This window comes from Sorangiineae bacterium MSr11954 (assembly GCA_037157815.1).
Taxonomy (GTDB): Bacteria; Myxococcota_A; Polyangia; order Polyangiales; family Polyangiaceae; genus Pendulispora; species Pendulispora albinea.
The window spans coordinates 11,763,661-11,788,882 of the sequence record CP089984.1 but is presented as its reverse complement, the minus strand read 5'-3'; the positions used below and the strand labels follow the sequence as shown (position 1 = coordinate 11,788,882).

Below are 25,222 nucleotides of genomic sequence, written 5' to 3'. Positions count from 1 at the left end.
ATTCCTTCATATCAGGATACACCGACTGCGCATGCCCGCGGCTTCACTGCGCGGATCTTCTCGTGTTGCGGCCGTACCCAGCTCGACATCAATCTTGGCTCGACCATTTCGAAAAACGCGCGAGAATGCGCCTCATGTTGCGACGACGGGCCGGTGCCTGCGTCGGATGTGGCACCCGCCCTCGCCGCGGGAACTCGAACGAGCCACTTCGCCCGCGGGGGGCGGGACTGCGTAGGCCGTTCGGGCCGCGACGGGCGGCGCGGCCCCGGCCCCTCCGCGAAACTCGCCAAATCGACAAGCAAAACGCGCCTGCTCGAAGAAATGGACCGCGATGCGCGCAACTTCGGGCGGCGGCGCGTATCACCCGAGCATGCGAACGTTTTTCTCCCTCCTCTTGGGATTGTCGATGGTGACGGTTTGGTCGGCCGCGTGCAGTGACTCGAACTCCGCGAGGCCGCCCGCCGGCCAAGGAGATGCAGGGGATCCGATAGGGCCCCCGGTTCACGCCGCGGTGGGCCCGGCAGGAGGGACGATCGCCGCCACGGGGGCGACGCTTCGCATTCCGGCGGGCGCGCTCCAGAGCGAGGTGAACATCGTCCTCACACCCCTCGCGGAGGCCGCACCGCAAGGATATTCGAGCCGCTCCCCGATTTATCGGTTCGAGCCCGATGGGCTCCAGTTTCGCGTGCCGGCCGAGATCGAGTTTGCCGTCGATGGCCATCGCGCAGAAGACACCGTCTTTTGGAGTGAGCCCGACGGCCGCTTCACGGCGCGCCCGTCCACCGCGCACGAGGGAAAGCTGCGGGCCAACGTGGTGCACTTCAGCAAAGGCTTCGTGGGCGAGCAGCGCGCCGACGCGGGCGACGCCGGCATCGCGTGCGAGACGAGCCCCCGAAGCGAGGTTTTGCGGGCAGACGCCGCCGACGCTTCGATCGTCTGGAATGGTCAGGGCTACGGGGTGGCATGGAAGGACCAATCAGTCCTCCACTTCATGCGGTTGGATGTCCAGGGCAAGCCCATCGGCGATCCCATTTCGATTGAGAATTATGGATACGGCGCCAAGCTGGTCTTCAACGGAACGGGATATGGGCTGGCGTACGTCGCATACGACTCGAACCAGAACCGCATCGTCCAGTTCGTGCGGCTCGATGCGTCGGGCCAACGAATCGGCACCCCGCTCCAAGTCGGCTCGGCCGATGTGATCAGCGATCTCGACGTGGCGTTCCAAGGCGGTCAGTACGGAATCGTATGGAGGAAGAACCAGAGCACGAACACCGATATCCTCCTTCTCCGGGTGGACGCGGGCGGGCAGAAGGTCGGCAACCAAATCGTGCTTCGCCATCGCGCGGAGGTAGCAGGGTCCGTGGCCATCACCGCCTCCAATGGCATGTACGCCGTCGCCTGGTCCGATTACCGCCATGGGGCATCGAACAGCGAGATCTATTTTGCGCGGGTCAATGTGGAGGGGGCCACGATCGGCGCGGAGGTGCGTGTCACGGACGACGCGAAGAACTCCCAGCTCCCCGCCATCGCATGGTCGGGATCGCACTATGGCATCTTCTATTCGCAACAGACGGAGAGCGGCGGGCAGGAGCGCTTCGTCCGGCTCGATGCAAACGGGCAGCGCGCGGGCGACGACGTGGTCATCGCGAACGATGCCCGCATGGATAGTCGCGCGACCCGCGCCATTTGGACCGGCACCGGCTACGGCGTGGCGTTCGCACAGACGGACGGCGCCAGCCTCCATCGCCTCGCGGCCGATGGAACACCGACCGCACCTCGCATGGCCCTTGGCGCCGGCACCGATCCCCTCCTCGCATGGGGCGGAAACGCATACCGCGTCATCTGGCGCGTCCCCACGGGGCCGCAGTCCTACGATTTGCGGATCAGCTCCGCTTTGTGTCCCTGATCGGTCCGGGACCCTTTCGTGCCTCGATGAGGAAACGGGTGGTGTGCGCCACGAAGGGTCCCTCCTTCTGCATCTGCTCGTGCAAACGAAGCAGCGGCGCGCGGTATTGCGCGACGGTAAAGCCCGGGACGAGCCAAATCACTTTTCGCAGAAAGTACACCACCGCCCCAACATCGTAGAATTCGGTGTGCAAGGATTCGAATCGTAGGTCGGTGACCTCGAACCCCGCCGCTTCGGCCGCCGCCTTGGCATCGTTCGGATCGCGCTGGCGGCGCACCTCGGGCGGCTGCGGTCCAAGAAAATACTCGACCAGCTCGAACACGCTGGCAGGGCCCACCTGTTGCGAAAAGTACGTGCCCCCTGGCTCGAGCACGCGCGCAATTTCGTCCCACACGGTGACCACCGGGTGACGGCTGACGACCAAGTCGAAGGTCGCATCGGCAAAGGGAAGCGGCGGCGCATCGTCGTGGGCCACCACCGCGACCCCGCGCGGCCGCAACGTCTTGGTGGCGCGCGCCACGTTCGGCGGCCACCCCTCCGTCGCCACGGTGAGGGTGGCGAGCTTCGGCACACCTGCGAGCACCTCTCCCCCTCCCGTTTGGATGTCCAGCGCCGCGGCCGATCGCGCCATGCGCTCGCCCATGCTGCGCGCATATCCCCATGAGGGACGCTGCTCCGTGGCCCTCCCATCGAGCCACGAAAAATCCCAACCATCGACCGAAACCGACTCACCTTCCGCGATCAACTCCTCGAACGTGCGCTCCATACGCGCCATCGTGGCAGCTCGCGCGTCTGTTGTCTCCCCTGCGCTGCGCGTTCGTTCATGCCGAGGACGTGATCGCATGACACACACGTGGCGGCGCGAGCTCCGCAACAATATCTGAATAAAGGACGAGCGCAGCCTGTCCATACCCATGAGAAGTGGTCACGAAACCCCTTTAAGGAAAACCCACCCCGATGATAATTATACATCGAATGCGACAGGAAGGAGACGCGCAATGCGTCCAGTCACGCACCTGATTTGCAGGTACCAGCGCAGCGCCCCGAGTCGCGGATTTCCTCGAGCTCGGATCGTGATCTCCTGGCCGCGCGCCGCCGCCGTCCTCGCTCTCCTTGCTCGCCCGAGAAGCACCGAGGTCTTCGAGGAATAACGGCGACGGTTCGCCGCCCCGTGCATCATCGTCCGCCGCCCGCCGTCGTCCAGACTCCATTCGGCATTGCCCGGCGCAATTTCGTCCTCCTCAAGGGACCACGTCGGCCGTTCGAGGGTCGCTCAGCAGGGCCCGAAACGCCGCGAGCTGCTCGCCTTTCAGCTCCCACGAGCCGGTGGGCGCGTTGAGACTCGAATCGAAGGCGGACAGTCCCACGACGCGCGCGCCCTTACCATCCTTGTTCGAGCCGGCGGCGTGATTGTACCACTCCCGCACGCGAGCCCCCGCGGCGGCATTGGTGCCGCGCATCCCCCACTCGCCAACGGCCACGTCGACCCCGCGGTCCTTTGCCCACTTCCGAATGGTCAACCACGTAGCATCGATCAAGGACGTCTCTTTTTCATTGTAATGATCCACACCGATGAAATCGTAAATACCGGCGGCCCACCATTCATTGGGATTGCGGCGGGAGGCGGGGTTCCACGTCCATGACATCAGGATCGGCGCCAAGGCTACATTGGTCACACCGAGCGCGCTCATACGCGCACGCACACGGCGGTTCATGGCGATGTGGCCTGCCGGACCGGCGGGATCGTCGGGCTTGTTGACACCACCGCCCCCCTCGGGCTCATGGTGCACGGTGAGCCAAACGGGCCCGCGCAGCCCGGCGAGCGCAGAGAGCATTTGGTCGATCTCCGCGTCGAGCTTTCCCGCCCCCATGTCGGCCCACGATGGCGGCTTCACCGAGACCCAAGGCAATCGGCTATGGGCCAGATCGTCTTTTGCCTTGGTGAGCATCGATCCCGTTCGTTGTTCCCATCGCCAAAACGTTCGCCGTACGGCAAGAACGTGCCCGGCGGCCGTCTCGTGCCGCGCGACCGGATCCCCGTTGCCATCGATGCCGGCTCCCCACACCAATGTCCCCGGTTTGGCCTGACCGGGGTACGCGGGCGCGGACACCGCGGCCTCGATGGCGTCCGTCTCCACGGGGTTCGCTGGTTCGGTGTCGAATTTTTCATCGGCCGCCGCACAGGCCATGGCCGAAACGCCCATGGCAACGAGTAAAATTCCATTTTTCATGGTCTTCGTAGTGGTCATTGAAAAACGGCAAAAGCACGATGCATTCCACCATCGCATCGCCTTTTCCGGCCGCGCCCCCCATGGCACGAACGGCGCCGAGGACCATCGAGCGGCGGCGCCGTGCGATCCGTGCGATCGAGGGCGATCTCACGGATCGCACCAGCGAAGATCGGCTCAGAGCCCCATTCGGAGCGCGACCCCATCCAGCACGGCGTCCAAGCCGACTGCGAACACGGCGGCCGCTCCCGGGTGCGAGGCATCGCGCATCACCTTCGTCAACATCGGGAAATCGCCCGAGGCCAACACCTTCGCCATGTAAGGCCCCATGGCATGCTGCCATTGCTCGTGATTCATCCCGCTGATTCGCTCGGCGCGTTCTTCGGCGAGCTCCAAATTGATGGCGCCGATGACGTACGCGTCGATCACGGCGGCTGCGCGCAGGACGACATCGATGTGCCGATCTCCGAAGGCCGACAACACGGCCTCGTGGTTCCTCAGAGCATGGGGTCCCAAACGCGGGCGGCCGCTGAGCAGCTCGATGAACCATGGATGGCGCTTCGCCATGCGCCGTGTCTCGTTGGCCATGGCGCGAACGTCTGCGCGCCAATCGCCACTTGAAGCAGATATATCCATCTTGCCATACACGGCGTCGACCATGAGATCGAGCAAATCCTCTTTCGTGGAGAGCCAGCCATAAAGCCGCATGGGCCGCGTATCCAATACGGCCGCCACTTTTCGCAAGGAGACCCCCGCCACCCCTTCGGCGTCGGCCAACCCGATGGCCGCATCTACGATGCGCTCGCGACTCAAAGGCGCCAGCGCCGCGCGAATCGAAGGCTCCGGCCGTTCCCAAATCAGCAGATCACCCTTTGGCTCTTTCGGTTCCCGCGGCTCGCCCATGCACTTCGCCTTCGCTCCCTTGACGTGTGAGTCACAGTACAGCATACCTCCACGATACAGTGTATCATTTCGATACGACGTATCTCTCAGCGAGGACCGGAGGCACGGATGGATGAAGAAACAACGGCAGTTCTCGTGGTCGGAGGCAGCCTCGTCGGTTTATCGGCTGCTCTTTTCCTCGCATGGCACGGGGTGCCAACCGTGCTGGTCGAACGTCATCCGGGCAGCGCGCCGCACCCGCGCGCGATCGGCTACTCCCCGCGAACGGTTGAATTGTACCACAGTGTAGGTTTGGAAGATGCGCTGCACGTGGCCACCTCGTTCGCAGGCGCCGCGAGCGTCCGCCGCGCGCGGGTCACGAGCTTGGTCGACCCACGGCGCGAGGAGCTCCCCTGGCGCGGCGGGGATATGCCGGCCACGTCGATGGAATACTCACCGTACACCAGCATCGCGGTCCACCAAGACGAGTTGGAGCCCATTCTGCGCGCGCGCGCCGCCGAGCTGGGGGCCGATCTTCGCTTTGGGAACGAGCTGGTTTCACTCACCCAAGATGGCAACGAGGTGCGCGCGAGGATCCGCCAGCGCACCAGCGGCAAGGAATACGTCGTGCGATCGCGTTATGCGATCGCCGCCGACGGCAACCGCAGCTCCATCCGCGAGCAGCTCGGCATCGGCCGCGGCGGGCGCGGTTTCTTGCGCAATGTGCGCAGCGTGCTCTTTCGCGCAGTGCTCGACCACTACCGAGACGACGGGTTCGGGCAGTTCGTCATCGATGGACCGCCGTCCGCCTTTCTCGCGGCGTATGGGGATGGCCGCTGGCTGCTCGTCTTCGACGGGGAGGCGGAGCTCGACCCGCGGGAGATTCGCCGCCGCGTACACGCAGCCGTCGGCGCCGAGGTGGACTTCGAATTGGTGGCCATCGGAGACTGGGAGGTGCGGGGCTCCATCGCCGATCGCTATACGAGCGGTCGCGTCTTTCTGGCCGGAGACGCCGCGCATACCCTACCGCCCAATCGCGGCGGCTACGGCGCAAACACCGGCATCCATGACGCGCACAACCTGGCGTGGAAGCTCTCGGCCGTGCTCTCCGGGCAGGCCGGCCCCGCGCTTCTGGACAGCTACGATCGCGAGCGAAGGCCGATCGCATGGTTATGCCACGACCAACTCTTCGCGCGCGAAGACGGGCACGATCCGGGCGGCCCGCGCATGGACATCCCCATCATCGACGATATCGCCATGACCTTCGGGTACCGCTATCCCTCCCCGTTCGCGCCGTCCGATGGGTCGCTGCCCCCTGCACGCCGTCCGGACCAGTGGTCCGGACAGCCGGGCACGCGGGCGCCGCACCTCTGGCTCTCCGATGCCCATGGCCGCCGTTCGACACTGGAGTCGTTTGGTCGCCATTGGGTGCTGCTCTCGGCCGACGAAACGTGGCGCTCCGCGGGCGCTCGCGCCAAAACGAAGCTGGGATTGGAGCTGGATTACCGATCGGTTCCGCCAAACGATTCGGCCGCGTTCAACCTGGCGAACGGATTGCAACCAGGTGGCGCCAGCCTCGTTCGACCCGATGGTTTCATCGCATGGCGGTCACTGGACTTACCGGCCGACCCGAGCGCAGCGCTCCTTACCGCATGGAGCCAATTGCTGAATCGAATCGATAAGGCAGATTGAATCTGCCATCCCACGAATCCATCCTGCGCCATCGCGGCCGCGTGGTAGCGTATCGAATGAATCGAATTCGCGCCTTGGCGGCCTTGCTCGTTTCGGGATCGATCGCGGGAGCCTTTGCGGGCTGCTCCTCCGACAGCAGCTCGGGAGGGGACACGGGCGATAACCCGTGCCAGCTGCACGCGCAGCTCTCGGGCGGAATCGACGTGACCCTCGAAGGCACCTCGCAAGCCTGTCTGTACTCCGCCCGATCCGTAGCCTTTGCACCGCTCGACGCAAAGGTCGTGGTGTCGTTGATCATCCGGAAGATCGAGCCCGGACAAACCGGAACCTTCGACGCCACCCTGGGCGTCAGCCGCGGCGGGGATCGATGGGAGGGCGCCAGCTGCACGCTCGATGTCACCAGCAATGTGCCCGCACCGCCGCCCCGTGACGCTGGATTGTCGTTCAATCCCCATGCCTTGAAGGGCAAAGGCTCATGTTCGACGCAGGCCGTCTATCGCGGTGACGCAGGCGCAAAGGCGCCCGTGACCATTGCGCCCTTCACCTTCGCCTTCACCACACTCTTCTACTGAGATCCGACACAGCACCGGCGCGGCTTCGCGCGGGGCCTCGGATGCGTCGTTCCTCGTTGCCAAGGGGCATGATGGGCCTACTGTGGATTCATGTTCCGAGCCCTCCGCATCGCCACCCTGGCCGCCGCCGCAACGCTCATCACGGGCTCCGCGCGCGCGGATGAACCCACTGACCTGTCGGACGACCTCGAAAACGACGCACAACCCGTGCGCTGCGAGTTCACACCGACACCGGAGAACCCCGCCGCCAAGCCGGTCCGCATTCCGCGACCGTTGGCCGCATCGCATGGCACGGTCGATATTGCCTTTCTCACCAACTACGGCCCCTTCGTCGTCCGAATGGATCGCGGCAATGCGCCATGTGGCGTGCACAACTTCGTGCACCTCACACGGAGCTGGTTCTACAACGACACGCAGTGCTTCCGCCTCACCAACACGGCGCGCCTCGGCGTGCTGCAGTGCGGTGATATCTATCGCCAGGAAGAGGGCGGACCCGGCTACAAATTCCCCGACGAGGTGACCGGCAAAGAGACGTATCCGCGCGGCACGGTGGCCATGGGGAACCAAGGCCCGGGCACCAACGGGAGCGAATTCTTCGTGGTGCACTCGCAAGCGAAGATCGCGCCGAACTACACCGTTCTCGGTCAGGTCATCTTTGGAATGGAGACCTTCGACCGGATCGTGGCCGCCGGCATCCAAGATCCCGATCTGGACGGCCTACCGAAATACCCCGTTCGGATTTATTTCGTTCACGTCCTCGCGCAGCGACCCTAACGCGCGCTCATTCGCCCTTGCGCGATGGCCAAGAATCGATTGCGTGCGGACGCGTGGTTCACGATGGGGTTCGGGTACGTCTCCCCCAACGTGATCCCCGCCGCACGCAATACGGCCGCCGGCGCTTCCCACGGGGCGTGAAGGTGTTTATCGGGCAGGCGGGCGATCTCCGGGATCCAGCGCCGCACATAGCCGCCGGTGGGATCGAATTTTCGGCCCTGATCGATGGGGTTGAACACACGAAAATAGGGCTGCGCGTCGAAGCCGCACCCGGCGGACCACTGCCAGCCCGCGTTGTTCTGCGCCCAATCGCCGTCGGTCAGGTACTTCATGTAGTGGGCCTCGCCGCGGCGGTAGTCGATGAGGAGATCCTTCACCAGGAAGCTCGCGGAGATCATGCGGGCGCGGTTGTGCACGAAGCCTTCGCCGAGGAGCTGCCGCGCCGAGGCATCGACGATGGGATACCCCGTTTTGCCCTCGCACCACGCGCGCCAGCCCGGCTCGTTCGGCTCCCAGGGAAACGTCTCGAACTCGGCGCGGCGCGGGTGCTTCAGCAAATTGGGATTGTTCCACAACACGGCGTGCGTGAACTCCCTCCAGAGGAGCTCGTTGGAGAAGCTCCGCCATGCTTTGGGGTTCGTGCGCTCGAGGGCGCGGCGCGCGGCCGTCCACACGGTGCGGATGGATAGGGTCCCGAACTTCAAATCGGCCGACAGGCGGCTGGTGCTCGCGAGGTCGAGCCGATCGCGCTCGGCATCGTAGCGTTCGGCGGCCGATGCGAGAAATCGGCGGAGGCGTTCGCGCGCGGCGCGTTCTCCTCCTGCGAGCAGCCGGGGGTTGTGTGCGATGCCCAAGCTCTCGAGCGACGGCAAGGTCGCCTTGTCGGCGCGAATGTCGTCGGGAAGCGGGGGCAGCGTTTTCGGCGCCCGAAGCGGCGATCCCACGCGAACGACCGCCCGGTGAGCGCGCGCAAAGGGCGTAAAGACCGAGTACGATTTGCCCTCGCCGGTGCGGACCTCCTCGGGGACCGCGAGGGTCTCGCCCTCATGGAGCTCGAAGGGTACATGAAGGCGCTCGGCCACGATCGCATCGCGTTTGCGCGCAAAGGGCTCGGTCCATCGCTGCGCGAGCACCTTGTCCACGCGCCATCGACGGGCGAGGCGAGGGACCACCTCGATGCTCTTGCCCCGGGCGAGCACCAACCCCGACCCGAGCTGCTCCAGGTTCGACTGCAGCGCGGCGATCGACTCCAGCAGAAACTGCATGCGGTGCGGGAGCTCGCGCGCGCGCTCCGGCGCGAAAAAGTAGGGATCCAGGACGAAGAGGCCGATCACCTCCCCGTGGCACGCGGCCTCGCATAGCGGACCATGATCCGAAATACGAAGGTCTTTTCCACGAAACCACACCAGCGTTCGCATCGAGGTCGAGCTCACGGGCGCATGATACCCGCGGGCGCTCGGCGCGAACAGCCAACCGGCAGCTCGATACCGGCACAGGTGCTCGGGCGAAACATGCACGGAACATCGGAGGACTCGAGGGTAGGATCCATGACATGGCTGTCGCACGCGCAAACACGAATGCCCCAATGCAAAGCCGCATATCCAGAAATTCCACTCAATAGCTTTTTGCCTCGGCGACGATTGCTGCTAGACAACCACTTCACGCACCGGTCACGACCTGCGTAAACAAACGATAAAAACCACCCCAAAGCGGGAATCGCATCAACCGCCCTCATCCTGTTCTTGGCTCGAAGATCGATGACGAATCCTTCGTTGAAGAACATCGCGGCGATGTTCACACGGTACGCAAACCTGACGTTCGGCGGGGGCAGCACGACGATCGCGGTGCTTCAACACCAAATCGTCACACGGCGAAAATGGATTTCGGATCTCGATTTCCAATTCGCGTACGCATTGTCGCGGGTCACGCCCGGGACGAGCTTATTGGCCTTCTGCACCGCCATCGGATGGCTCACCCGGCGCTGGACGGGCGCGGTCGTCGCGCTGGGCGCAGCCTCCGTGCCGTGCTCGGTCATCGTACTCGCTACGACATACTTCTACGAGGCGTGGCACCACAACGAGGCGGTGCGCGCAGGGTTGAGCGGGGCGCTGGCCGCGGCGGTCGCCGTCATGGTGAACACGGCGTGGGTGATCGCCGCGCCCCATCTCCGCGCCGCGCCCGTCAAAGGTCTGATCATTGCGCCGGCAGCCATGGCGCTCGTCGAGCTTCACTCGTTTTCGCCCTTCGAGGTGCTCCTGCTGGCGGGGGGTGCGGGCGCGCTCTGGCCTGCACCGTCCGCGCATGCCGCACCGCCGAGGCATGCCGCGCCGTCCGCGGAGGCGCCATGAAGTTTCTCACCTTGTACCTGGTCTTCTTGAAGGCGACGTCCACGCCTCTCGCGGGCCTGGCGTCATTGCCCATTATCCGCGAAGAGCTCGTCATCGACCGGCAGATGCTCACGGACCAACAGCTCAACGCCGCCATCGTCATTACGCGCAGCACCCCTGGCCCGGCGGGCGTCTATGTGGTGAGCATCGGCTATTTCGCAGATGGTGTTCTCGGCGCGATGGCCGGTTGGCTCGCGATGGCAACACCGGCGCTCGCCATTTTGCTGCTGCTGCGGTTCATTGGGCCGCTGGCCGAGCACCCGCGGGTCAAGGGCATGTTGCAAGCGGTCGTGCTCGCGAGCGCGGGGCTGCTTCTATCGTCGACCCTCCCTTTGGCCCGCGACGCGATCGTGGGGCCGCTCACCTTGTCGATCGCGCTGATCGCGCTGGTCCTCCTCTTCGCATCGAAGAAGGTCGATGCGCTCTGGGTCCTCGCCGCGGGCGCCGCCGTGAGCCTGCTCGGGGCCACCGAAATCCTCGACTTTCCGCAGCTGGCGGGCGAGCTCGAGAGCTTCGGAAAGAGCCGGTCCACACCGTAAGCACCGTGGCGCGCCGGCTCACCCCGTTCGACGCAGCCGCAGATCCTCGATGGATTTTTGAATGAAGCGCTGGGTGATGGCAGGGAGCCGCGCGGGGCCTCCCAGCTCGCGCCCGAGCGCGGCGATTCGCGCAGCATAGCGGCGAACGTCGAATGCCGGCTCATCGGCCAGAGAGAGCGGGTGCGCCCACTGATGGCGAATGGCGTAGGCCGACTCCGCGCGAAGCTTGCTATCGAGCCGTTCGAGGCGGCCGCCAAAGGTTTGGTACCAACGGTGGTAATCGTCGATTCGTTCGAGGGGATATCCCTTCTCTTGGACCCAATCGACGATTCGGTCGAGCGAGACACTCCCTTCGTCATCACTCACCACATGGTATGTCGCATAACCTTGGTGCGATTGCAGCGCGATGGCCGTGAGCGACTTGGCCACGAAGTCGACCGGGAGGCCGTGAAAGCGCCCGGATTCGCGAAACTCCGGCGCGTAGAAGGACCGGGGCGCGATGCCGGTGGCCATCAGGCTGACGAGCAGCCGCGAGAACATGTCGTCCACGTTGATCTCGCCCGGGGCCTCGGAGTGCGCCAGGATCATTCCGCAGCGAAAGACATCGACCGGGCCGCCGAAGCGCTCGCTCAGCCGCTGCAGAAACACCTCGCACGCCCATTTCGTAGCGCCGTATCCGCTCGCATAGCCGCCGCTCGCCGGCCGTTCGGTGCATAATGCAAGCGCGTCTTCACCCTCGGTGATGGGTGTTCGTCGCTTCAATCCCCCACCCACGGATACACTGGAGACGAAGTGGATGGATTTGCGTTTGCGCGTGATCGCGAGCCGGGCGATCTGCACCGTGCCCAGCACATTGGGCTCGAACAGCTGGCCGTACGACAGCGCATGGTTCACCAGCGCGCCGGCGTGAACGATCGCGTCGACCGTTTCGGCCAGCTCGTGCCAGCGGCCGTCGTCCAAGCCGAGCTGCGGTTTCATCAAATCACCGGCCAGGACGACGAGGCGCCCTTCCTTGGCCATGGCGGCCAATCGCTCTTGCAGCGCGCGCGCATGAAACGATCCGCCGCACATGCGCGCCAGGGCCGCTTCGTTCGAGCGCGCGCGCACGATGCAATACAGTCGCCCGTCGGGCGGCAATTGGTCGAGTAGCTCCAAGGCGAGAAAGCGCCCCAGAAAACCGTTTGCACCGGTGAGCAGCGCCGACTTGGGCGGCCCCGGCACGCGCGGGAGGCGCTCGGCCTCGGCGATTTCCCGCGGATCGAGAAACGCCTCCAAGGTCAGGTCGACGGCGCGAACGGTCGCCGCGCTCGGATCGTATCCCGCGGCGACGTGGGATCCCGACGCAACCTGCGCGTTCGGCTCATGGTGCGTCTTCGCACTACCTGGCTTCTTCTGCGCTTTCTCGTCTCTTTGCGCGATCTGCGCTCTTTGCGCTTTTTGCGCGGCAATGTAAGGCACCAGATCGGCAAAGGGGCTCCCCGCCGGGTCGAGGATCATTCCGACGGGCACGTTCACGCCCGTCAGCTCCGCCAGCAGCGCGCTGAGCTCCGCCGCGCTCATCGAATCGCCTCCGAGCTCGCGAAAGCTCCCGGCGCGCGGTGAATCGGCGCCCAGGGTGGCGCGGAGCGCCCCTTCGACCCGCTCACCGAGCGGCCGCTCGCCGTCCTCGCGGAGCCGTGAGAGCTCGTCGCGTTTCGAGGTTCGAAGCTCGGCATAGAGGGCATCCAACTGCGCTCGGTATTTGGCTTTGAGCTTCTGGCGCGCCGGCTTGGAGCTCTCGGTGAGCAGCCCGTTCTGCTGGGTAAAGGCTTCGCGCTCGACGAGAAAGTCGGGCGGCACTTCGTAAGGCTGCAGCTGATTCTTCTTGGCGATGCGCTGAAGCTCGGACCCGAGCAGTCGCCTCAAGGCCCCCGCATCGAGCAGCCCTGCGTCGAGCTTGGCGACCGTCTCGTGCTCCGGAACGATGACCGCGAGGATATGCGACTGAAAGCTGTCCGCATAAAGGTAGATTTGTGAAATGTACGGGCTATCGCTCGCGTAGATGCTCTCCAGCCTCCAGAGGCTGACGAACTCCCCCTGGGCGAGCTTCAAGGTGTTGCTCTTGCGGTCGACCCACACGAGGTGCTCGGGGCCGCGCTGCTCCACGATATCGCCCGTACAGACGTAGCCTTCGTCGTCGATGAGATCGCGGGTCGCCTCGGGGTTCCTGAAATAACCCGGGGTCGCGCTCGGCGTTTTGACGCGGAGCTCGCCGCGCGGATAGGGCCGATCGCTCGAGAGATATCCGAGCTCCGGCACGTCCCGCAGCGTATAGCTCACGTTCGGGAGCGGCCGGCCCTCGGCCATGAGGTAGCCGGCCTCCGTGCTCCCGTACACGTCGAAGACGGGCACTTGGAATGTGCGCTGCAAGAACTCCCGAACGTCCGCCGCGATGGGCGCGCTGCCCACGCGTATCAGGAGCAACCGATCGCCGAGGAAGTGTTCCCGCATCGCGCGTTCGACGGCCTGGCGCAGATCGGGCGTGGGCGGCTCACCGCCGGCGCGCCGCGCGAGCTCGTTTTGATAGACGTGGTGGATCATCTCCGCGACGCGGGGGACCATCGTCAATCGCGTCGGCCGCGCGAGCCGGATGTCTTCGAACAAGCTCGACATGTCGCGCATTCGTGTAAAATGCAAACATCCGCCGTGGAGGAGCGTCTCCGCGGCATTGAGCTGCCCCATGAGGTGATTTTGCGGCATGAAGCTCACGCGAATTTCCACGCGGGGCAGCCGCGCGCGCACCTCGTGCTCGAGACCGAGCTCGCCCTCGAGCGCGCGGCGCAGATGGGTCGCGAGCCCGCGCTGCGTAAACATGACCGCCTTCGGGAGCCCGGTGCTCCCCGACGTATAGAGGAACATCTGCAGCGGATCCTCCTCGCCCGCCGGGACGAAATATGGAATGGGCGCGAGGGTGCGGCCGCGCGCTTCGAGGACCGAGAGCGCCTCGAACGCAGCACGTCCATCCCGATCGCGTTCATGGCCCGGCCACCCCTCGCCGGCCGCGTTCATGACGGCGACATGGCGAACCTTCGTGCTCGTGGGGAGGATCGCGCGCACGGCCTCCAGATCGTCGGCATCCACGATCAAGGTGGAGAACCCGCCCGCGTCGAGCACCTGCTCCAGGTCACCCGCGGGGAGGATCGTCGGGAGCGGAGCCACCACGGCGCCGAGGTAGAAACACGCATACTGCGCAACGATGTACGAGACGCCGGAGAACCCGAGCACTCCGACGAAGTCGCCCCGGCGAACCCATCCTCGTTCATTCAAACCCGCCGCACACGCGCGAATACGCTCCCATAGCTCCGCATACGTCAGCGACGTGAACGGGGCATTCGCCGGCTCGTCCATTCCTCGATGGGCGAGCGCCGGCCTATCGGCAAAGAGCTGGCACGCGCGCTCGAGAAACTCGATGGTATATCGACATTCGCGCAGCATGGCTTCGCTGTCGCGACGCGAGCTCACCGAGCGACGCAGCTGAGGATCGGCTTCGAGCATATCGGCTGCACGCGCACATGAAAGCTCGAATAGGTCGAGGTTGTCGATACCGACTTCCGTTTGGGCTGATTTCATGGGACACACTCCGTCCGACCGCGGCCGCGGGACAGATCCACCGGCGCCGCGCCGCCATAGGCGATTTGAATAGGGTTTGCGGCGTTGCCTTTTCAAGCGACACCGCTCTGAACATGCAAATTATTAACGTGAATTCATTCGCCAAAAGCGATCGCAGCGGAGTCGCTTTGACGACATGCACCGTGCGACGGAGACGAGTCCGCGCTACGGAGAAGCTGACCACCGATTCGGTGCAAACCGACGATGCACGAATCCGTTCATGACGCCGGTAGGTCCGCTCGAACGAGCGACGGGTCGGTGGAGCGGGCGATTTGCACATCACCCGCGCCGGTGCGATATCGGTGCGATGGGGAGCACGACCGCTCGCGCGACGCTATAAAGGTCGGACAGAGGTTGGACGATGAGCACCGTTCCCATCCGGCGCGCCACCGGCGCAGACCTTCACCTTCTTCCAGCGCTGGAAGCTCTGGCCGACACGGTCTTCGACACGTTGGGGTTTGGGGCGCTGCCTGCGCCGGGCACGGTTGAAGCTTTTGCGGGGGCCCGGCTGGTGTTGGTCGCAGGGGATCCACCCGTGGGGCTGGCGCGCCTGGAGGAGGTGGACGGCTTCGCCCACTTGGAGCAGCTCTCGGTGCACCCCGAGCACCACGGTCGAGGCATCGGCGGAGAGCTGCTCGAGGCGGCCTTTCACGAGGCGGTGGCGGTGTTGGGTTACCCGGCCATGACGCTCTGCACCTTTGCAGACGTCGCGTGGAATGGTCCTTTTTATGTCCGGCATGGGTTCGAGCCACTCGAAACGTTGACCCCCGGTCTGCGAAGACTTCAGGAAAAGGAGCGCGCCGAGGGGCTGGAGGCGATGGGGCGGCGGGTGGTGATGATCCGAAGGGCCGCGGGTGGAAAAGCGACTTAACGATTTCGCTGGCCATCGATCTTGACGGGCGCAGCGAAACGTCTTATCGATTACTCGCTGCTATGCGCCTCGCTCACTCCTAAAATCCGATTCGTCGAGCTGTCCGCCGGTCCTCCGTGCGTGACTCCGTAAACGGATCTTCATCGTGTGCCCTTTGCGTGTCCGCGTACCGGTGGTTCACATCGCCGTGGAACGTGTTCGCGCATCGGCGCCAGCGCATATGGCGCATCGATCGTGCGTGGCCGCGTCCATGGAACGGGCGGCGCGCGCAAGGGCTGATTTCTACCTTTTGAAGCACTGAACTGGGCATTCGCGGCAGCAAGCAGCGCGCGAATCGAAAGAAGAACGCATGCGTTCCGATATGTCGAAGGTGATCGTCGAGCGTCCTCGTTGGACGCCGCATCGAAGTACGGGGTCCGCGTATCCACGCAGGCACATCGCCCGCCAATGGGGGCACGATTGGGAGAGCGCACCGCGCAACGAGGCGATGGGGCGCGTCTATGGTGGAAAGTGCTTGAGCGAGAACCTGCAGCCGCTCATACGTTTTCTCCAGAAGAACGTCGGCCGCCCATGGGACAAGGTGCACTCCGAAATCGCGCAGTGGATCGCGTGCACCAACACCGTGCAAAAGCACGTGCTCGACCATCTCCGCAGGATCGTCAACGAGCACGTGGAGTACTCGGGCGACGCCGTGATGTGCCTCTCGTACGCGGGACCGCAACGGTTGTTCAGCTACGGCATGCACATGCAATTTTACGTTTGCCCGCGCACCCGCCTGCTCCGACTTGCCCCACCGCGTGAGCCTTGCGCGGCCTATGCCGCGAAGAAGGCGATCGACCCCAACCGGCACATCCTGTCGCGGGAGCGCGAGCTTCGCCGCATCCACGGCGTCTGGTACGAGATCACCCTGCGCGAGATCCCTCGCGACCCCGCCGCCAACCGCTATGCGCCGCCCGAGTTTGCCATTGTCACCAAACGGCAGCTCGGCACACGCGAAATCGAGCGCCGCGGCCTCTCCAAGGAACGCGGGTCATGATTCGAATCGATGAACGCACACGCATCGTGGCCTCTCCCTCGAGCTGGATCGAGGGAGAAGCCGAGCGGCAGCTCCGGGCGACCGCCGCGCTCGACGGGGTGCGCTGGGCGGTCGGCATGCCCGATTTGCATCCAGGAAAGGGGCACCCCATCGGCGTGGCCGTTCTGACGGATGGAGTCGTTTATCCTCATTTGGTGGGCGGTGACATTGGGTGCGGGATGGCACTTTTTCGCATCGAGCTCGCCTCGTCCAAGGTCCATGGCGAGCGGCTCGCCAAGCGTCTGCGCGGGCTCGAGGGCCCATGGGAGGGCGACAGCGCCGATTGGCTGCGGGCAAGCGGGGTAGAGAGCACGTCCTTTTCGGGCTCGCTCGGCACCATCGGCGGAGGCAATCACTTCGCCGAGCTTCAAGCCGTTCACGCGATGGTCGACGGCGCGCGCGTGGAGAGCCTCGGCGTTCGGGAGAGCACGTTCGTCCTTCTCGTGCACAGCGGCTCGCGCGGGCTGGGCGAATCCATTTTGCGCGCGCACGTCGAACGCCACGGCGCCAAGGGCCTCGAGGCCGAAGGCGAAGACGGCCGCCGCTACCTTCACGCCCACGACGACGCCGTCGCCTGGGGCCGAGCCAACCGCGCCCTCATCGCACACCGATTCGCCGCATCGATCGGCGCCGAGCTCCATCCCTTGTTCGACGTCTGCCACAACGCGGTCCTCCCGCACGACGGCGGATGGCTTCACCGCAAGGGCGCGGCACCGCACGACGTCGGCCCCGTGGTCATCCCCGGCTCGCGCGGCGCCCTGACCTACCTGGTCGAGCCCCTCGGCGATGGCCTCCTCTGCGGCCACTCCCTCGCCCACGGCGCCGGCCGCAAGTGGACGCGCAGCGACGCCCGCGAACGCATCCGCGAGCGCTTCCGCGCCGACGACCTTCGCCGGACCGCGCTCGGCAGCATCGTCGTATGCGACGACAAAGACCTCCTCTTCGAAGAGGCCCCCGAAGCCTACAAACGAATCGACAGGGTCGTGGGCGATCTCACCGATGACCACGTCTGCCGCATCCTCGCCACCTTCCGCCCGCTGGTAACCTACAAAACGCGCCACACCACACGATGATGTTGGCGCCGGCCCCACCATGGCAAACTCCGTCTACCGTTCACCCCAGGAGCCCTTCACCATGCTCGACCTTCGACCCAACTGTGAATGCTGCGACAAAGACCTCCCGCCGTCGGCCCCCGACGCCGTGATCTGCACCTTCGAGTGCACGTTCTGCCGGGACTGCGCCACCGGCCCCCTCGCCGGGGTCTGCCCGAACTGCGGTGGCAACTTCGCACCGCGCCCCATCCGCCCCGCCTCGAAGCTCGCCAAATATCCACCTTCCACGAAGCGGGTGGTAAAGCCCCAAGGCTGCAATCCCAGCTGAAGACATTCATCGGCGCACTATTCGCCCGACGAACGCAAGACGGCAACGTGGTCGCAGCGAGCGGCCGACGCGGTCGATATGCATTCCCATGCGATCTCGGGGTGCTCTAATACGGAGGCCGGGCCTCTGCTACCGCGATGAGCATGGAGTAAACGCGAACAGGCGATGGGCCATGTCCTGGCTGAAGACCGCGGCACCGAACGAGCCGAAAGCCGCGCGCGAGCTGCGACGTCTCGCACGGTAACGGCGGCCACGATCCGCCCCATGCTCACCACCCTTTCATGCTGGGTTTGGTGAGGTAAGCGCGACATCCTCACCCATGCAGCAGCTGCGACGGTCCCGACTGGGAACGGCATGCGGTGCGTCGTCATCGCCTTGGGAGGGGGACATGATGTTTCAAAAGGCGAAGTACTTCGTCGGGGTCTCGGCGGTGTTGGGTGTGGCTTCGGAGTCGGTGCCGATGCGGATGACCGATCTCGGCGCGCTCGATGGAAATGTTTGCACGGCCGAAGGTGTCAATGACGATGGCGGCGTGGTCGGGAGCTGCCGAACGGGAAGTGGTGAGCTCGTGGCCACGTATTGGGCTCCCAATGCAGCACCTGCGGTGTTGGCCCCGCTGGAGGTGGGGCGGTCTTGCGACGCGCATGGCATCAACGCGGCGGGGGTTGCCATCGGGAGCTGCGCGCTCGGAAGTGGAGGCGGGAGCAGTGAAAGCGGAGAGAGCGCGGCGGTACGGTGGGCGTCCTTGCCCGCGGGGCTGCCTCAACGACTCAATCCCGTGTACCTCGACGCGCAAGCGCACGCGGCCAGGATCAATGCGCACGGGACGGTGGCCGGCTCGAGCATCGCCAAAGATGGTGCGGCGAGGCCGGTGATTTGGACGACGGGCGCCGTCACGCCCACGGTGCTTTCGGATTTGAGCCCGCAAGGGACGTCGTGCCGTATCGACGATATGACCGATGAGGAGGAGCCGACCCTGGTGGGCGTCTGCAACCTGGGGCACGGGGGTTCGGTGGCCGTGCGTTGGACGCCATCACCTTCTTACCCCATCACCGAGTTGTCGCCGTTCGAGGGCGGTTCGAATTGCACCGCCACCGCCATCGACGCGCAACGGCGCATCGCGGGCACGTGCGAAACGGCCGACGGCAAGCGCGCGGCGGTGCGGTGGCGCGCGGATGGCACCGGGATGGCCGTGCTCTATGGCGTGGGCGAAGCGGGAGAGCGTCAGCGGCTCGAGGTGACGGGGATGAATGACGCAGGCGTCGTCGTCGGCAATTACACGACGGACGCGGGCCTCGTGCGCGCATTCGTTTGGGTGCCCTCGGACGATGCCGAGAAAGAACGCGCCTTGGATCTCGGCGCGCTCGGCGCAGGATGGACGCACGCGTGGCGCATCGGCAACGATGGCATCGTCGCGGGGACCGCGCAAAATGCGCGAGGCGACCAGGAAGCGTTCGTATGGACGGCCGAGACCGCGCTCACCGGACTGGGCCATCTCGGCGGCGCCTCGAGCACGGTCACCGCCATGAGCGATCGCGGACGCATCGCCGGGGTGAGCAAGACCCGGGACGGCGGCACACACGTCTTTCTCATCACGGAGGGAGGACCTTCACGACCTCCCGCGGGGTGCGAGCGGGCCCGTGCGCTGGGCGCGTATTGAGGAGCCTCGAACGCGGGTCGCCTCGACCATAGGCCGCCTTCGACGCATGGCGCGACGATATCGGCGCCATCAATGTACGTTGACCGGCTCCGTTTTTGCGCCCACCTTCGCGAGCAGCTCTTGGTACCACGACGTCGTGCGGCTCGTATGCTCCGGGAGCGCAAGCGTTCCCCATACGATGGATAACGTGCGCAACGTCTCGTCATTCGTCTTCGTTCGTTGCGCATCCTTGACGGCGTTGGCGCACGGACCATGGGCGTCGACGAGACAGAGCAAACCTTCGAGGTCGATCTCCTGCCCGGCCGGATTGAAAATATACCGGGCGCCCGCGGGGGCGACGGCAATCGACAACGGCGTCGAGGCCAAATCGAGATCGATGACGCTAATGGGCAATCCACTATGAAGCGATACCGCATTGCATGCGTCGACCGCCGCATTGATGGACCGCAGCCCCCCATCCGCCGCCGCACGGATCAAATATTCCGACGCGGGCTTGCCGCGACCGGTAGGCTTATAGCCCCCATGACGCAACAGATCCCGCACCGCGCCACGTATCGCGTCATCATGGTGGATGTGGGGCGTGGTGGCATCGGCACGAAGAAACTCGCCGAGCACGGAAGGGTCGGTCTCGGCGAGCGGCTTTGAAAACGTCGTGACAAAAACGGCAACGTCGAGGAGCGGATGAGGGTCGATGGTCAAGGCGAGCATTGCGCCGAGGATGGCGTAAGTCGGCATCCGTCGAAAGATACAAATGCCCAGACGAGGCAGCCCCAGGCGTTCGTCGCGTCATCGCGCGGCGTAGGCCGTCAGATACGGCTCAGGAATGTGTCCAGTGCGTGATTGAATGGGCCCGGAGATTCCAAGTTGGACAGGTGGCCCGCGTTGGGGATGACGACCAGGGTCGCGTTTTTGAGGAGCGACGCGAGCTTTTTGGCTTTCTCCGGCGGGGTGATGGGGTCTTTTTCGCCGACGAGCACGAGGGAGGGGCCGGGGTAGCGGGAGAGCGCTTCGGCGCTGTCGACTCGGAGGGCCATGCCGCGTTGGGCGGCGGCGGCGCCTTGGGGGGAGTTTTCGAGGACGAGGTTGGTGACCTTGGTGCGGATCGACTCTGGGGTGTCGGGCGCGAGCAGCTGTGGGAGCATGGCCTCGGCGACGCCGCGCATTCCGGATTCCAATGCCTTGCGCGCGGCTTCTTCGCGCTTTTTGCGGGCTGCGTCGTCGTCGGCGGTGGATTGGGTGTCGGCCAGGATCAAGGCTTTGAATCGCTCGGGGGCGCGGTTCAGCAGGGCCATGGCGATGTAGCCGCCCATCGAAACACCGCCGATGACGGCTTGTTGGATTTGCAGCGCGTCGAGGACGGCGAGGGCATCCCCGGCCAGCTGCGCCATTTCGCTGGCCTCCGCCAGGGGAGGGCCGCTTTTGCCGAAGCCGCGATGATCCGGGACGATGAAACGGTATTTCGACGCCAGTGCGTCGAGCTGCGGCTGGAACATGGCGCCGTGGAGCGGATAGGCATGCAGGAGGAGCACCGGTGTTCCGCGGCCCTGGTCGAGGTAGTGGATTCGAACGCCGTCGCGTTCGATGAAGCGATCGGAGGTCATGCCCCATGGATAGCCCGGCCCGCGCCCGCGATCGACCTGGACCGCAGGCGATGCGCCCGTTTGGACGTTCTTGCGGCGGGATGTCGCCGGCAGAGTCAAAATAGTCCAAGCCGCCAGAGGGCTACGGCCGCATGAACGAACCATGAACATCGGAATATTCGGCACCGGCATGGTCGGAGAGGCGTTTGCCACCAAGCTCGTGGAGCTGGGGCACGCGGTGAAGATGGGATCGCGCTCCGCCACCAACGAGAAAGCGGCCAAGTGGGTCGAGAAGACCGGCAAGGGTGCGTCCCAGGGGACGTTCGAGGATGCCGCGCGCTTCGGGGAAATTCTCTTCAACTGTACGTCGGGGGCGGTTTCGCTGGATGCGCTGCACGCGGCGGGGGCGGATGCGCTGCGCGGCAAGATCCTCATCGATGTGGCGAACCCATTGGGCAAGGCCGACCATGGGTTGCCCACGCTCACCAACCCCGGCGACGACTCGCTCGGGGAGCGCATTCAGCGCGCGTTTCCCGAGACGCGCGTGGTCAAGACGCTCAACACGATCAACTGCGAGCTCATGGTGAACGCCGCGCGCTTGCCCGGCGATCATACCCTGTTCATGAGCGGCAACGATCCCGAGGCCAAGGCGTACGTGCGCGCGCTCGTGTCGGACTGGTTCGGCTGGAGAGACGTGATCGATCTCGGCGACATCACCACCGCGCGCGGGACCGAAGGGCTTCTCCCGCTCTGGCTTCGCTTGATGCGCGCGCTCGGAACCATGCAGTTCAATGTCAAGGTGGTGCGCTGAATTCGAAAGGGTTTCCTCCGAAAGCTCGGGGGGATGCAGATCGCACCGCCTATCCCGACAAACCCGGGCGGCCTGGTGCAGGCATGACGCACATCGTTTGATGGGTCGGCACGATGCGCACGAGCTCGAATCCACCCGCGTTCAGGAGCGCGGTGAAATTCGAGCTCCGTGTGCTACTTCGCGTTTCGGCGTAAGATGGGCGAGAACAACTTCGCCAGCCACCACCACGAGGCGCGCCAATTCGCCTTCGGAGCATGGGTCGGCCCCAGCGTTTCCCCGCGCGCCATGCGCTCCAACACGAGGGGGATCTTCTTTCGGAGCATGGCAGCCCAGCCCGCACCGAGGATGAACGATGTGAGCACGGCCGGTAAACCGTCGAAGCCCGTGTGCTCGAGCACGAGGCGCGTCGCCGGCCGTGAATAGAGAATGGCGTCCTCCAGGCGAAAGGTCACCGTGGTGTCGATGGATCCACCTCGCCACGACCAGCGCATCAAGCGCTCGGGATCCATGTCGACGACCTTGCAATGCACGATGCCGTCGAACCCCGGGGCCGGGTCGGTGCGAAAGGTGAATTCGTGCCCGATCTCGGCGACGAAGTCATTGGGCATGAGCCACGTGGCCAGCAATTCCGGATCGGAGAGCGCGCTCCACACCAGGGCGCGGGGGTGAGGATAGATGCGCTCGAGCTCGAGGCTACGCTTCATGGATCCCCGCCCCGCCGCTTGGCGGCCACCCGGTCGAGCGTCCGCCCGAGCGCATCGAGCTTGTTCGTCCAGAAGGTTTGATAATGAGCGACCCAGTCGAATACGGCCCGCATGGGCTGCGGATCCAATTCGTAATAGACCATGCGACCTTCGCGGGTGGTTCGCACCAGCCCGGCATCGCGAAGCACTTTGAGGTGCTGCGATACGGCCGACTGCGTCACGTCGAAGAGCGAGCACAACTCGGACACGTTCTTGTTGCCACCGGCCAGCGAATCGAGAATACGCCGGCGCGTGATGTCCGAGACGGCTCGAAATGTCGCATCGTGCTCCTGGGTCGATCGGTCCATTAGGGTTTCTTAGGAAAGTACTTCTGCGCTCCTTCGTCGAGTTTTTCCTGCGTGGGGTTGGATTTTTGGGTGGCCAGCGACCACCGATGCCCAAACGGATCGGTCACCACACCATAACGCGCGCCCCAGAACGTGTCCTGCAGGGGCATCGCCACCGAGGCGCCGGCCTTCACCGCGCGCGCCCAAACGGCGTCGACATCGGGGACGTCGAGATGGATGGTGACCGGCGTTCCGCCCAGTGCCTCGGGCGTGCGCTTCTCGCCCTGGTGCATCTCGGGAAACGAGTCGGAAAGCATGACCACGCCACCGCGGTCGTCTTCCATGGAGCAGTGAACGATTTTGGTTTTATCGGGCGTCTCTTGCAAACGCGTGACCTTGAAACCAAAGGCGTTTTCGTAGAAGGCAATCGCCGCGCGTGCACGGTCGATCGTGAGATGGGGGGTGATGGAGGGAGCATTCATTGTAAGATGCAACATATTAGATATATCTAATGTGTCAAGGCCCCAGGCTCGCCCTCCCCTTACGTAGGCTGCGCAGTCGTCGGTGAGGACGGACGCGGTCCAGGATCCGTTGCGGAAAGCGACGGGGTTTTGCAGGCGGCCGCGGCGCGCGCCGGGCCAATGGCGGCTTTCGCTTGCTCGGCCGATGTCGATGGCGGCTTTCGCTTGCTCGGCCGACGCGGCGCCTCACTTCGTGCTCACGTAGCCGAGTTGCTTGGACGCACACCGGAGGATCATCATTGTAAGGCCATGCGGCGACGTATCCATCATGCCCGTCGATACCTCGACGACGATGCCTGGCGCCGCGCCTCTGGAATTTAGACGCGCGCCGTTCTCGTGCGGCGGCTGTATTCGCCCGGGGTGATGCCCTCGATGCGCTTGAAATGCCGCGTGAGATGGCTCTGGTCGACGAAGCCGACGGCGGTGGCGGTCGCCCCTGCGCTTTGGCCGGCGAGCAGCAGACGCCGGGCGTGGTGCACGCGCAGCAATGTTTGGTACGAGTGCGGCGGAAAGCCCACCTCCGCCGTGAAGGCCCGCACCATGGCGAATTTCTTCATGCCGGCGAGCGCGGCCAGCTCGTCGAGGGGCACCTCCTCGCGGTAGCACGCGTCGAGGTGCTCCTTGATGGTTCGCACGACGGCATACTGCCCCGCCTTCTTCTTGGCGGCGGCGTCGCGGCGGTGCCGATGAAGGAGCGCTTGCACGCGCCGCCGCGTGGACTCTTCCGGAACGTAGATGCGCACGCAAAGGTCGGGGGCTTCGCGCGGCACGAGGTTCTCGGCGATGAACACGAGCCGGCCGAGCGAGCCTTTGTCGAATATTTTTTTGTTCGCGGAGCCCGCATCGACGCGGGGCGCACGGCGCCCGCCGCGCGACCACAGCTCCTGAAACTCCGCGCTCACCGGCGCGAGCGCGGCAGGGACCTCGCCCAGCCAAGGATCGGATGGCGATTCGTCGAGGGCGGCGCGCAGCTCGTCGAGGGCGCTCTGCGCCTGCTCCTCCCAATTGACGATGATCTTGCGCACGTCGGGCTGCGTAAAGAGGAATACGAACGAGTTTCGCCGCTCCGGTGCGATGGTGGAGCAGCGAAAGAGCGCTTCGCAGGCTTCGTTCCACGCGAGCACGTCGAGACGTTTGCCGGTGATGTATGCAGGGTACAACGGATAGCCGTCGAGCAGCCGCCGCAAGCTCGCGGGCACCGGCTCGGCGCGTACGGTTGCCAAGGCAACGGTCTTCTCCAGGCCCGCCAGCGGTGGGAGCGCGGCCCGCTGCTCGGGCGTCAGATCGAGCGCGTCGGAGATCCAGCGAAGGGCGGTGAGCGACAACCCCATGTCGCGCCCTTCCTCCAGCCATCGGTACCACGATGCCCCCACCCCGGCCCGCTCCGCGACCGCCTCGGGCGAAAGGTCGCGCGCGAGCCGCGCCTCGCGCACGAGCTCCCCCAATCGATGACGTGCGGCCCCGGCAACGCGACGTTGGGGACGAGGCATCTCGGAGACGATTGTCGGAGCGGGGGCGATCATCGCGCCCATTGTATCGATTCCCGCGCGCGGGCGGCGGCCGGCCGACGGCACCTTGGTACATGCCGGTACAGGGGTGTACCGCGCCCCAAAGCCCCTTTCGGTACATGGTCCAAAGGGCGTTCGCCCGGATTTTTCGCAGG

At 65.1% G+C, this 25,222-nt stretch carries 23 protein-coding genes; 12 read left to right on the top strand and 11 right to left on the bottom strand.

Annotation, left to right across the window (positions count from 1 at the left end; all coding sequences use genetic code 11):
* Positions 1-370: 370 nt before the first annotated feature.
* Positions 371-1,909 carry a hypothetical protein gene (locus tag LZC94_46415; protein ID WXB15243.1) on the top strand — a complete coding sequence of 513 codons (1,539 nt, stop codon included), beginning with the start codon at positions 371-373 and terminating at the stop codon, positions 1,907-1,909.
* Here LZC94_46415 and LZC94_46410 read toward each other — a convergent pair.
* From LZC94_46410 to LZC94_46400, 3 genes are all read right to left on the bottom strand, one after another.
* On the bottom strand, positions 1,887-2,684 hold the full coding sequence (locus LZC94_46410; protein ID WXB15242.1) for a class I SAM-dependent methyltransferase: 798 nt from the start codon (positions 2,682-2,684) through the stop codon (positions 1,887-1,889). The two genes, LZC94_46415 and LZC94_46410, sit on opposite strands and share 23 nt — an antisense overlap.
* 466 nt (positions 2,685-3,150) lie before the next feature.
* Complete coding sequence (locus LZC94_46405) at positions 3,151-4,140, bottom strand: hypothetical protein (protein ID WXB15241.1); 990 nt, start codon at positions 4,138-4,140, stop codon at positions 3,151-3,153.
* 174 nt (positions 4,141-4,314) lie between these two features.
* Positions 4,315-5,040, bottom strand: coding sequence for a TetR/AcrR family transcriptional regulator C-terminal domain-containing protein (locus tag LZC94_46400; GenBank protein ID WXB15240.1), 726 nt, complete (start codon positions 5,038-5,040; stop codon positions 4,315-4,317).
* A 108-nt stretch (positions 5,041-5,148) separates the two neighbouring features.
* On the opposite strand from LZC94_46400, the gene LZC94_46395 reads away from it, so the two are divergent.
* From LZC94_46395 to LZC94_46385, 3 genes are all read left to right on the top strand, one after another.
* Positions 5,149-6,711 carry an FAD-dependent monooxygenase gene (locus LZC94_46395; GenBank protein ID WXB15239.1) on the top strand — a complete coding sequence of 521 codons (1,563 nt, stop codon included), beginning with the start codon at positions 5,149-5,151 and terminating at the stop codon, positions 6,709-6,711.
* Positions 6,712-6,767: 56 nt separating this feature from the next.
* On the top strand, positions 6,768-7,283 hold the full coding sequence (locus tag LZC94_46390) for a hypothetical protein (protein ID WXB15238.1): 516 nt from the start codon (positions 6,768-6,770) through the stop codon (positions 7,281-7,283).
* A 90-nt stretch (positions 7,284-7,373) separates the two neighbouring features.
* Entirely contained in the window at positions 7,374-8,057 is a 684-nt protein-coding gene (locus LZC94_46385) for a peptidylprolyl isomerase (protein ID WXB15237.1), read from the top strand.
* On the opposite strand, the gene LZC94_46380 is transcribed toward LZC94_46385, so the two are convergent.
* Positions 8,054-9,490: a DNA photolyase family protein gene (locus LZC94_46380; protein WXB15236.1), complete on the bottom strand. Its 1,437-nt coding sequence runs from the start codon at positions 9,488-9,490 to the stop codon at positions 8,054-8,056. The two genes, LZC94_46385 and LZC94_46380, sit on opposite strands and share 4 nt — an antisense overlap.
* A 324-nt stretch (positions 9,491-9,814) precedes the next feature.
* Here LZC94_46380 and LZC94_46375 point away from each other — a divergent pair, with 324 nt between their 5' ends.
* A complete protein-coding gene (locus tag LZC94_46375; protein ID WXB15235.1) occupies positions 9,815-10,405 on the top strand; it encodes a chromate transporter in 591 nt (196 codons plus the stop codon).
* Positions 10,402-10,983 (top strand): chromate transporter, encoded by a 582-nt coding sequence (locus LZC94_46370; protein ID WXB15234.1) that lies wholly within the window; start codon positions 10,402-10,404, stop codon positions 10,981-10,983. Before LZC94_46375 ends, LZC94_46370 begins: the two co-directional genes overlap by 4 nt.
* An 18-nt stretch (positions 10,984-11,001) precedes the next feature.
* On the opposite strand, the gene LZC94_46365 is transcribed toward LZC94_46370, so the two are convergent.
* Positions 11,002-14,592 carry a thioester reductase domain-containing protein gene (locus LZC94_46365; protein ID WXB15233.1) on the bottom strand — a complete coding sequence of 1,197 codons (3,591 nt, stop codon included), beginning with the start codon at positions 14,590-14,592 and terminating at the stop codon, positions 11,002-11,004.
* Positions 14,593-14,992: 400 nt separating this feature from the next.
* On the opposite strand from LZC94_46365, the gene LZC94_46360 reads away from it, so the two are divergent.
* From LZC94_46360 to LZC94_46340, 5 genes are all read left to right on the top strand, one after another.
* Positions 14,993-15,502, top strand: a complete 510-nt coding sequence (locus LZC94_46360) for a GNAT family N-acetyltransferase (protein ID WXB15232.1) — start codon at positions 14,993-14,995, stop codon at positions 15,500-15,502.
* Between the two features lie 349 nt (positions 15,503-15,851).
* On the top strand, positions 15,852-16,538 hold the full coding sequence (locus LZC94_46355; protein ID WXB15231.1) for a hypothetical protein: 687 nt from the start codon (positions 15,852-15,854) through the stop codon (positions 16,536-16,538).
* Entirely contained in the window at positions 16,535-17,650 is a 1,116-nt protein-coding gene (locus tag LZC94_46350) for an RNA ligase RtcB family protein (GenBank protein ID WXB15230.1), read from the top strand. The genes LZC94_46355 and LZC94_46350 overlap by 4 nt, the downstream gene beginning before the upstream one ends.
* Before the next feature lie 19 nt (positions 17,651-17,669).
* On the top strand, positions 17,670-17,957 hold the full coding sequence (locus LZC94_46345) for a DUF1272 domain-containing protein (protein ID WXB15229.1): 288 nt from the start codon (positions 17,670-17,672) through the stop codon (positions 17,955-17,957).
* A 388-nt stretch (positions 17,958-18,345) separates the two neighbouring features.
* On the top strand, positions 18,346-19,617 hold the full coding sequence (locus tag LZC94_46340) for a hypothetical protein (GenBank protein WXB15228.1): 1,272 nt from the start codon (positions 18,346-18,348) through the stop codon (positions 19,615-19,617).
* 69 nt (positions 19,618-19,686) lie between these two features.
* Here the strand turns inward: LZC94_46340 and LZC94_46335 are convergent, their stop codons facing one another.
* Both LZC94_46335 and LZC94_46330 read right to left on the bottom strand, forming a co-directional pair.
* On the bottom strand, positions 19,687-20,325 hold the full coding sequence (locus LZC94_46335; GenBank protein ID WXB15227.1) for a hypothetical protein: 639 nt from the start codon (positions 20,323-20,325) through the stop codon (positions 19,687-19,689).
* A gap of 98 nt (positions 20,326-20,423) precedes the next feature.
* Positions 20,424-21,218: an alpha/beta hydrolase gene (locus LZC94_46330; GenBank protein ID WXB15226.1), complete on the bottom strand. Its 795-nt coding sequence runs from the start codon at positions 21,216-21,218 to the stop codon at positions 20,424-20,426.
* Positions 21,219-21,360: 142 nt separating this feature from the next.
* Here LZC94_46330 and LZC94_46325 point away from each other — a divergent pair, with 142 nt between their 5' ends.
* On the top strand, positions 21,361-22,008 hold the full coding sequence (locus LZC94_46325; GenBank protein ID WXB15225.1) for an NAD(P)-binding domain-containing protein: 648 nt from the start codon (positions 21,361-21,363) through the stop codon (positions 22,006-22,008).
* A gap of 173 nt (positions 22,009-22,181) precedes the next feature.
* Here LZC94_46325 and LZC94_46320 read toward each other — a convergent pair whose 3' ends face one another.
* From LZC94_46320 to LZC94_46305, 4 genes are all read right to left on the bottom strand, one after another.
* Positions 22,182-22,712 carry an SRPBCC domain-containing protein gene (locus LZC94_46320; protein WXB15224.1) on the bottom strand — a complete coding sequence of 177 codons (531 nt, stop codon included), beginning with the start codon at positions 22,710-22,712 and terminating at the stop codon, positions 22,182-22,184.
* Entirely contained in the window at positions 22,709-23,059 is a 351-nt protein-coding gene (locus tag LZC94_46315; protein ID WXB15223.1) for a metalloregulator ArsR/SmtB family transcription factor, read from the bottom strand. The genes LZC94_46320 and LZC94_46315 overlap by 4 nt, the downstream gene beginning before the upstream one ends.
* A complete protein-coding gene (locus LZC94_46310; protein WXB15222.1) occupies positions 23,059-23,520 on the bottom strand; it encodes a glyoxalase/bleomycin resistance/extradiol dioxygenase family protein in 462 nt (153 codons plus the stop codon). Before LZC94_46310 ends, LZC94_46315 begins: the two co-directional genes overlap by 1 nt.
* Positions 23,521-23,876: 356 nt before the next feature.
* Complete coding sequence (locus LZC94_46305) at positions 23,877-25,082, bottom strand: helix-turn-helix domain-containing protein (GenBank protein ID WXB15221.1); 1,206 nt, start codon at positions 25,080-25,082, stop codon at positions 23,877-23,879.
* Positions 25,083-25,222: the final 140 nt, after the last annotated feature.

Coding starts and splice junctions, on each gene's coding strand:
- LZC94_46415 (WXB15243.1), top strand. CDS start 371: ATGCGAACGTTTTTCTCCCTCCTCTTGGGATTGTCGATGGTGACGGTT.
- LZC94_46410 (WXB15242.1), bottom strand. CDS start 2,684: ATGGCGCGTATGGAGCGCACGTTCGAGGAGTTGATCGCGGAAGGTGAG.
- LZC94_46405 (WXB15241.1), bottom strand. CDS start 4,140: ATGAAAAATGGAATTTTACTCGTTGCCATGGGCGTTTCGGCCATGGCC.
- LZC94_46400 (WXB15240.1), bottom strand. CDS start 5,040: ATGGGCGAGCCGCGGGAACCGAAAGAGCCAAAGGGTGATCTGCTGATT.
- LZC94_46395 (WXB15239.1), top strand. CDS start 5,149: ATGGATGAAGAAACAACGGCAGTTCTCGTGGTCGGAGGCAGCCTCGTC.
- LZC94_46390 (WXB15238.1), top strand. CDS start 6,768: ATGAATCGAATTCGCGCCTTGGCGGCCTTGCTCGTTTCGGGATCGATC.
- LZC94_46385 (WXB15237.1), top strand. CDS start 7,374: ATGTTCCGAGCCCTCCGCATCGCCACCCTGGCCGCCGCCGCAACGCTC.
- LZC94_46375 (WXB15235.1), top strand. CDS start 9,815: ATGACGAATCCTTCGTTGAAGAACATCGCGGCGATGTTCACACGGTAC.
- LZC94_46370 (WXB15234.1), top strand. CDS start 10,402: ATGAAGTTTCTCACCTTGTACCTGGTCTTCTTGAAGGCGACGTCCACG.
- LZC94_46365 (WXB15233.1), bottom strand. CDS start 14,592: ATGAAATCAGCCCAAACGGAAGTCGGTATCGACAACCTCGACCTATTC.
- LZC94_46360 (WXB15232.1), top strand. CDS start 14,993: ATGAGCACCGTTCCCATCCGGCGCGCCACCGGCGCAGACCTTCACCTT.
- LZC94_46355 (WXB15231.1), top strand. CDS start 15,852: ATGCGTTCCGATATGTCGAAGGTGATCGTCGAGCGTCCTCGTTGGACG.
- LZC94_46350 (WXB15230.1), top strand. CDS start 16,535: ATGATTCGAATCGATGAACGCACACGCATCGTGGCCTCTCCCTCGAGC.
- LZC94_46345 (WXB15229.1), top strand. CDS start 17,670: ATGGCAAACTCCGTCTACCGTTCACCCCAGGAGCCCTTCACCATGCTC.
- LZC94_46340 (WXB15228.1), top strand. CDS start 18,346: ATGATGTTTCAAAAGGCGAAGTACTTCGTCGGGGTCTCGGCGGTGTTG.
- LZC94_46335 (WXB15227.1), bottom strand. CDS start 20,325: ATGCTCGCCTTGACCATCGACCCTCATCCGCTCCTCGACGTTGCCGTT.
- LZC94_46330 (WXB15226.1), bottom strand. CDS start 21,218: ATGACCTCCGATCGCTTCATCGAACGCGACGGCGTTCGAATCCACTAC.
- LZC94_46325 (WXB15225.1), top strand. CDS start 21,361: ATGAACATCGGAATATTCGGCACCGGCATGGTCGGAGAGGCGTTTGCC.
- LZC94_46320 (WXB15224.1), bottom strand. CDS start 22,712: ATGAAGCGTAGCCTCGAGCTCGAGCGCATCTATCCTCACCCCCGCGCC.
- LZC94_46315 (WXB15223.1), bottom strand. CDS start 23,059: ATGGACCGATCGACCCAGGAGCACGATGCGACATTTCGAGCCGTCTCG.
- LZC94_46310 (WXB15222.1), bottom strand. CDS start 23,520: ATGAATGCTCCCTCCATCACCCCCCATCTCACGATCGACCGTGCACGC.
- LZC94_46305 (WXB15221.1), bottom strand. CDS start 25,082: ATGATCGCCCCCGCTCCGACAATCGTCTCCGAGATGCCTCGTCCCCAA.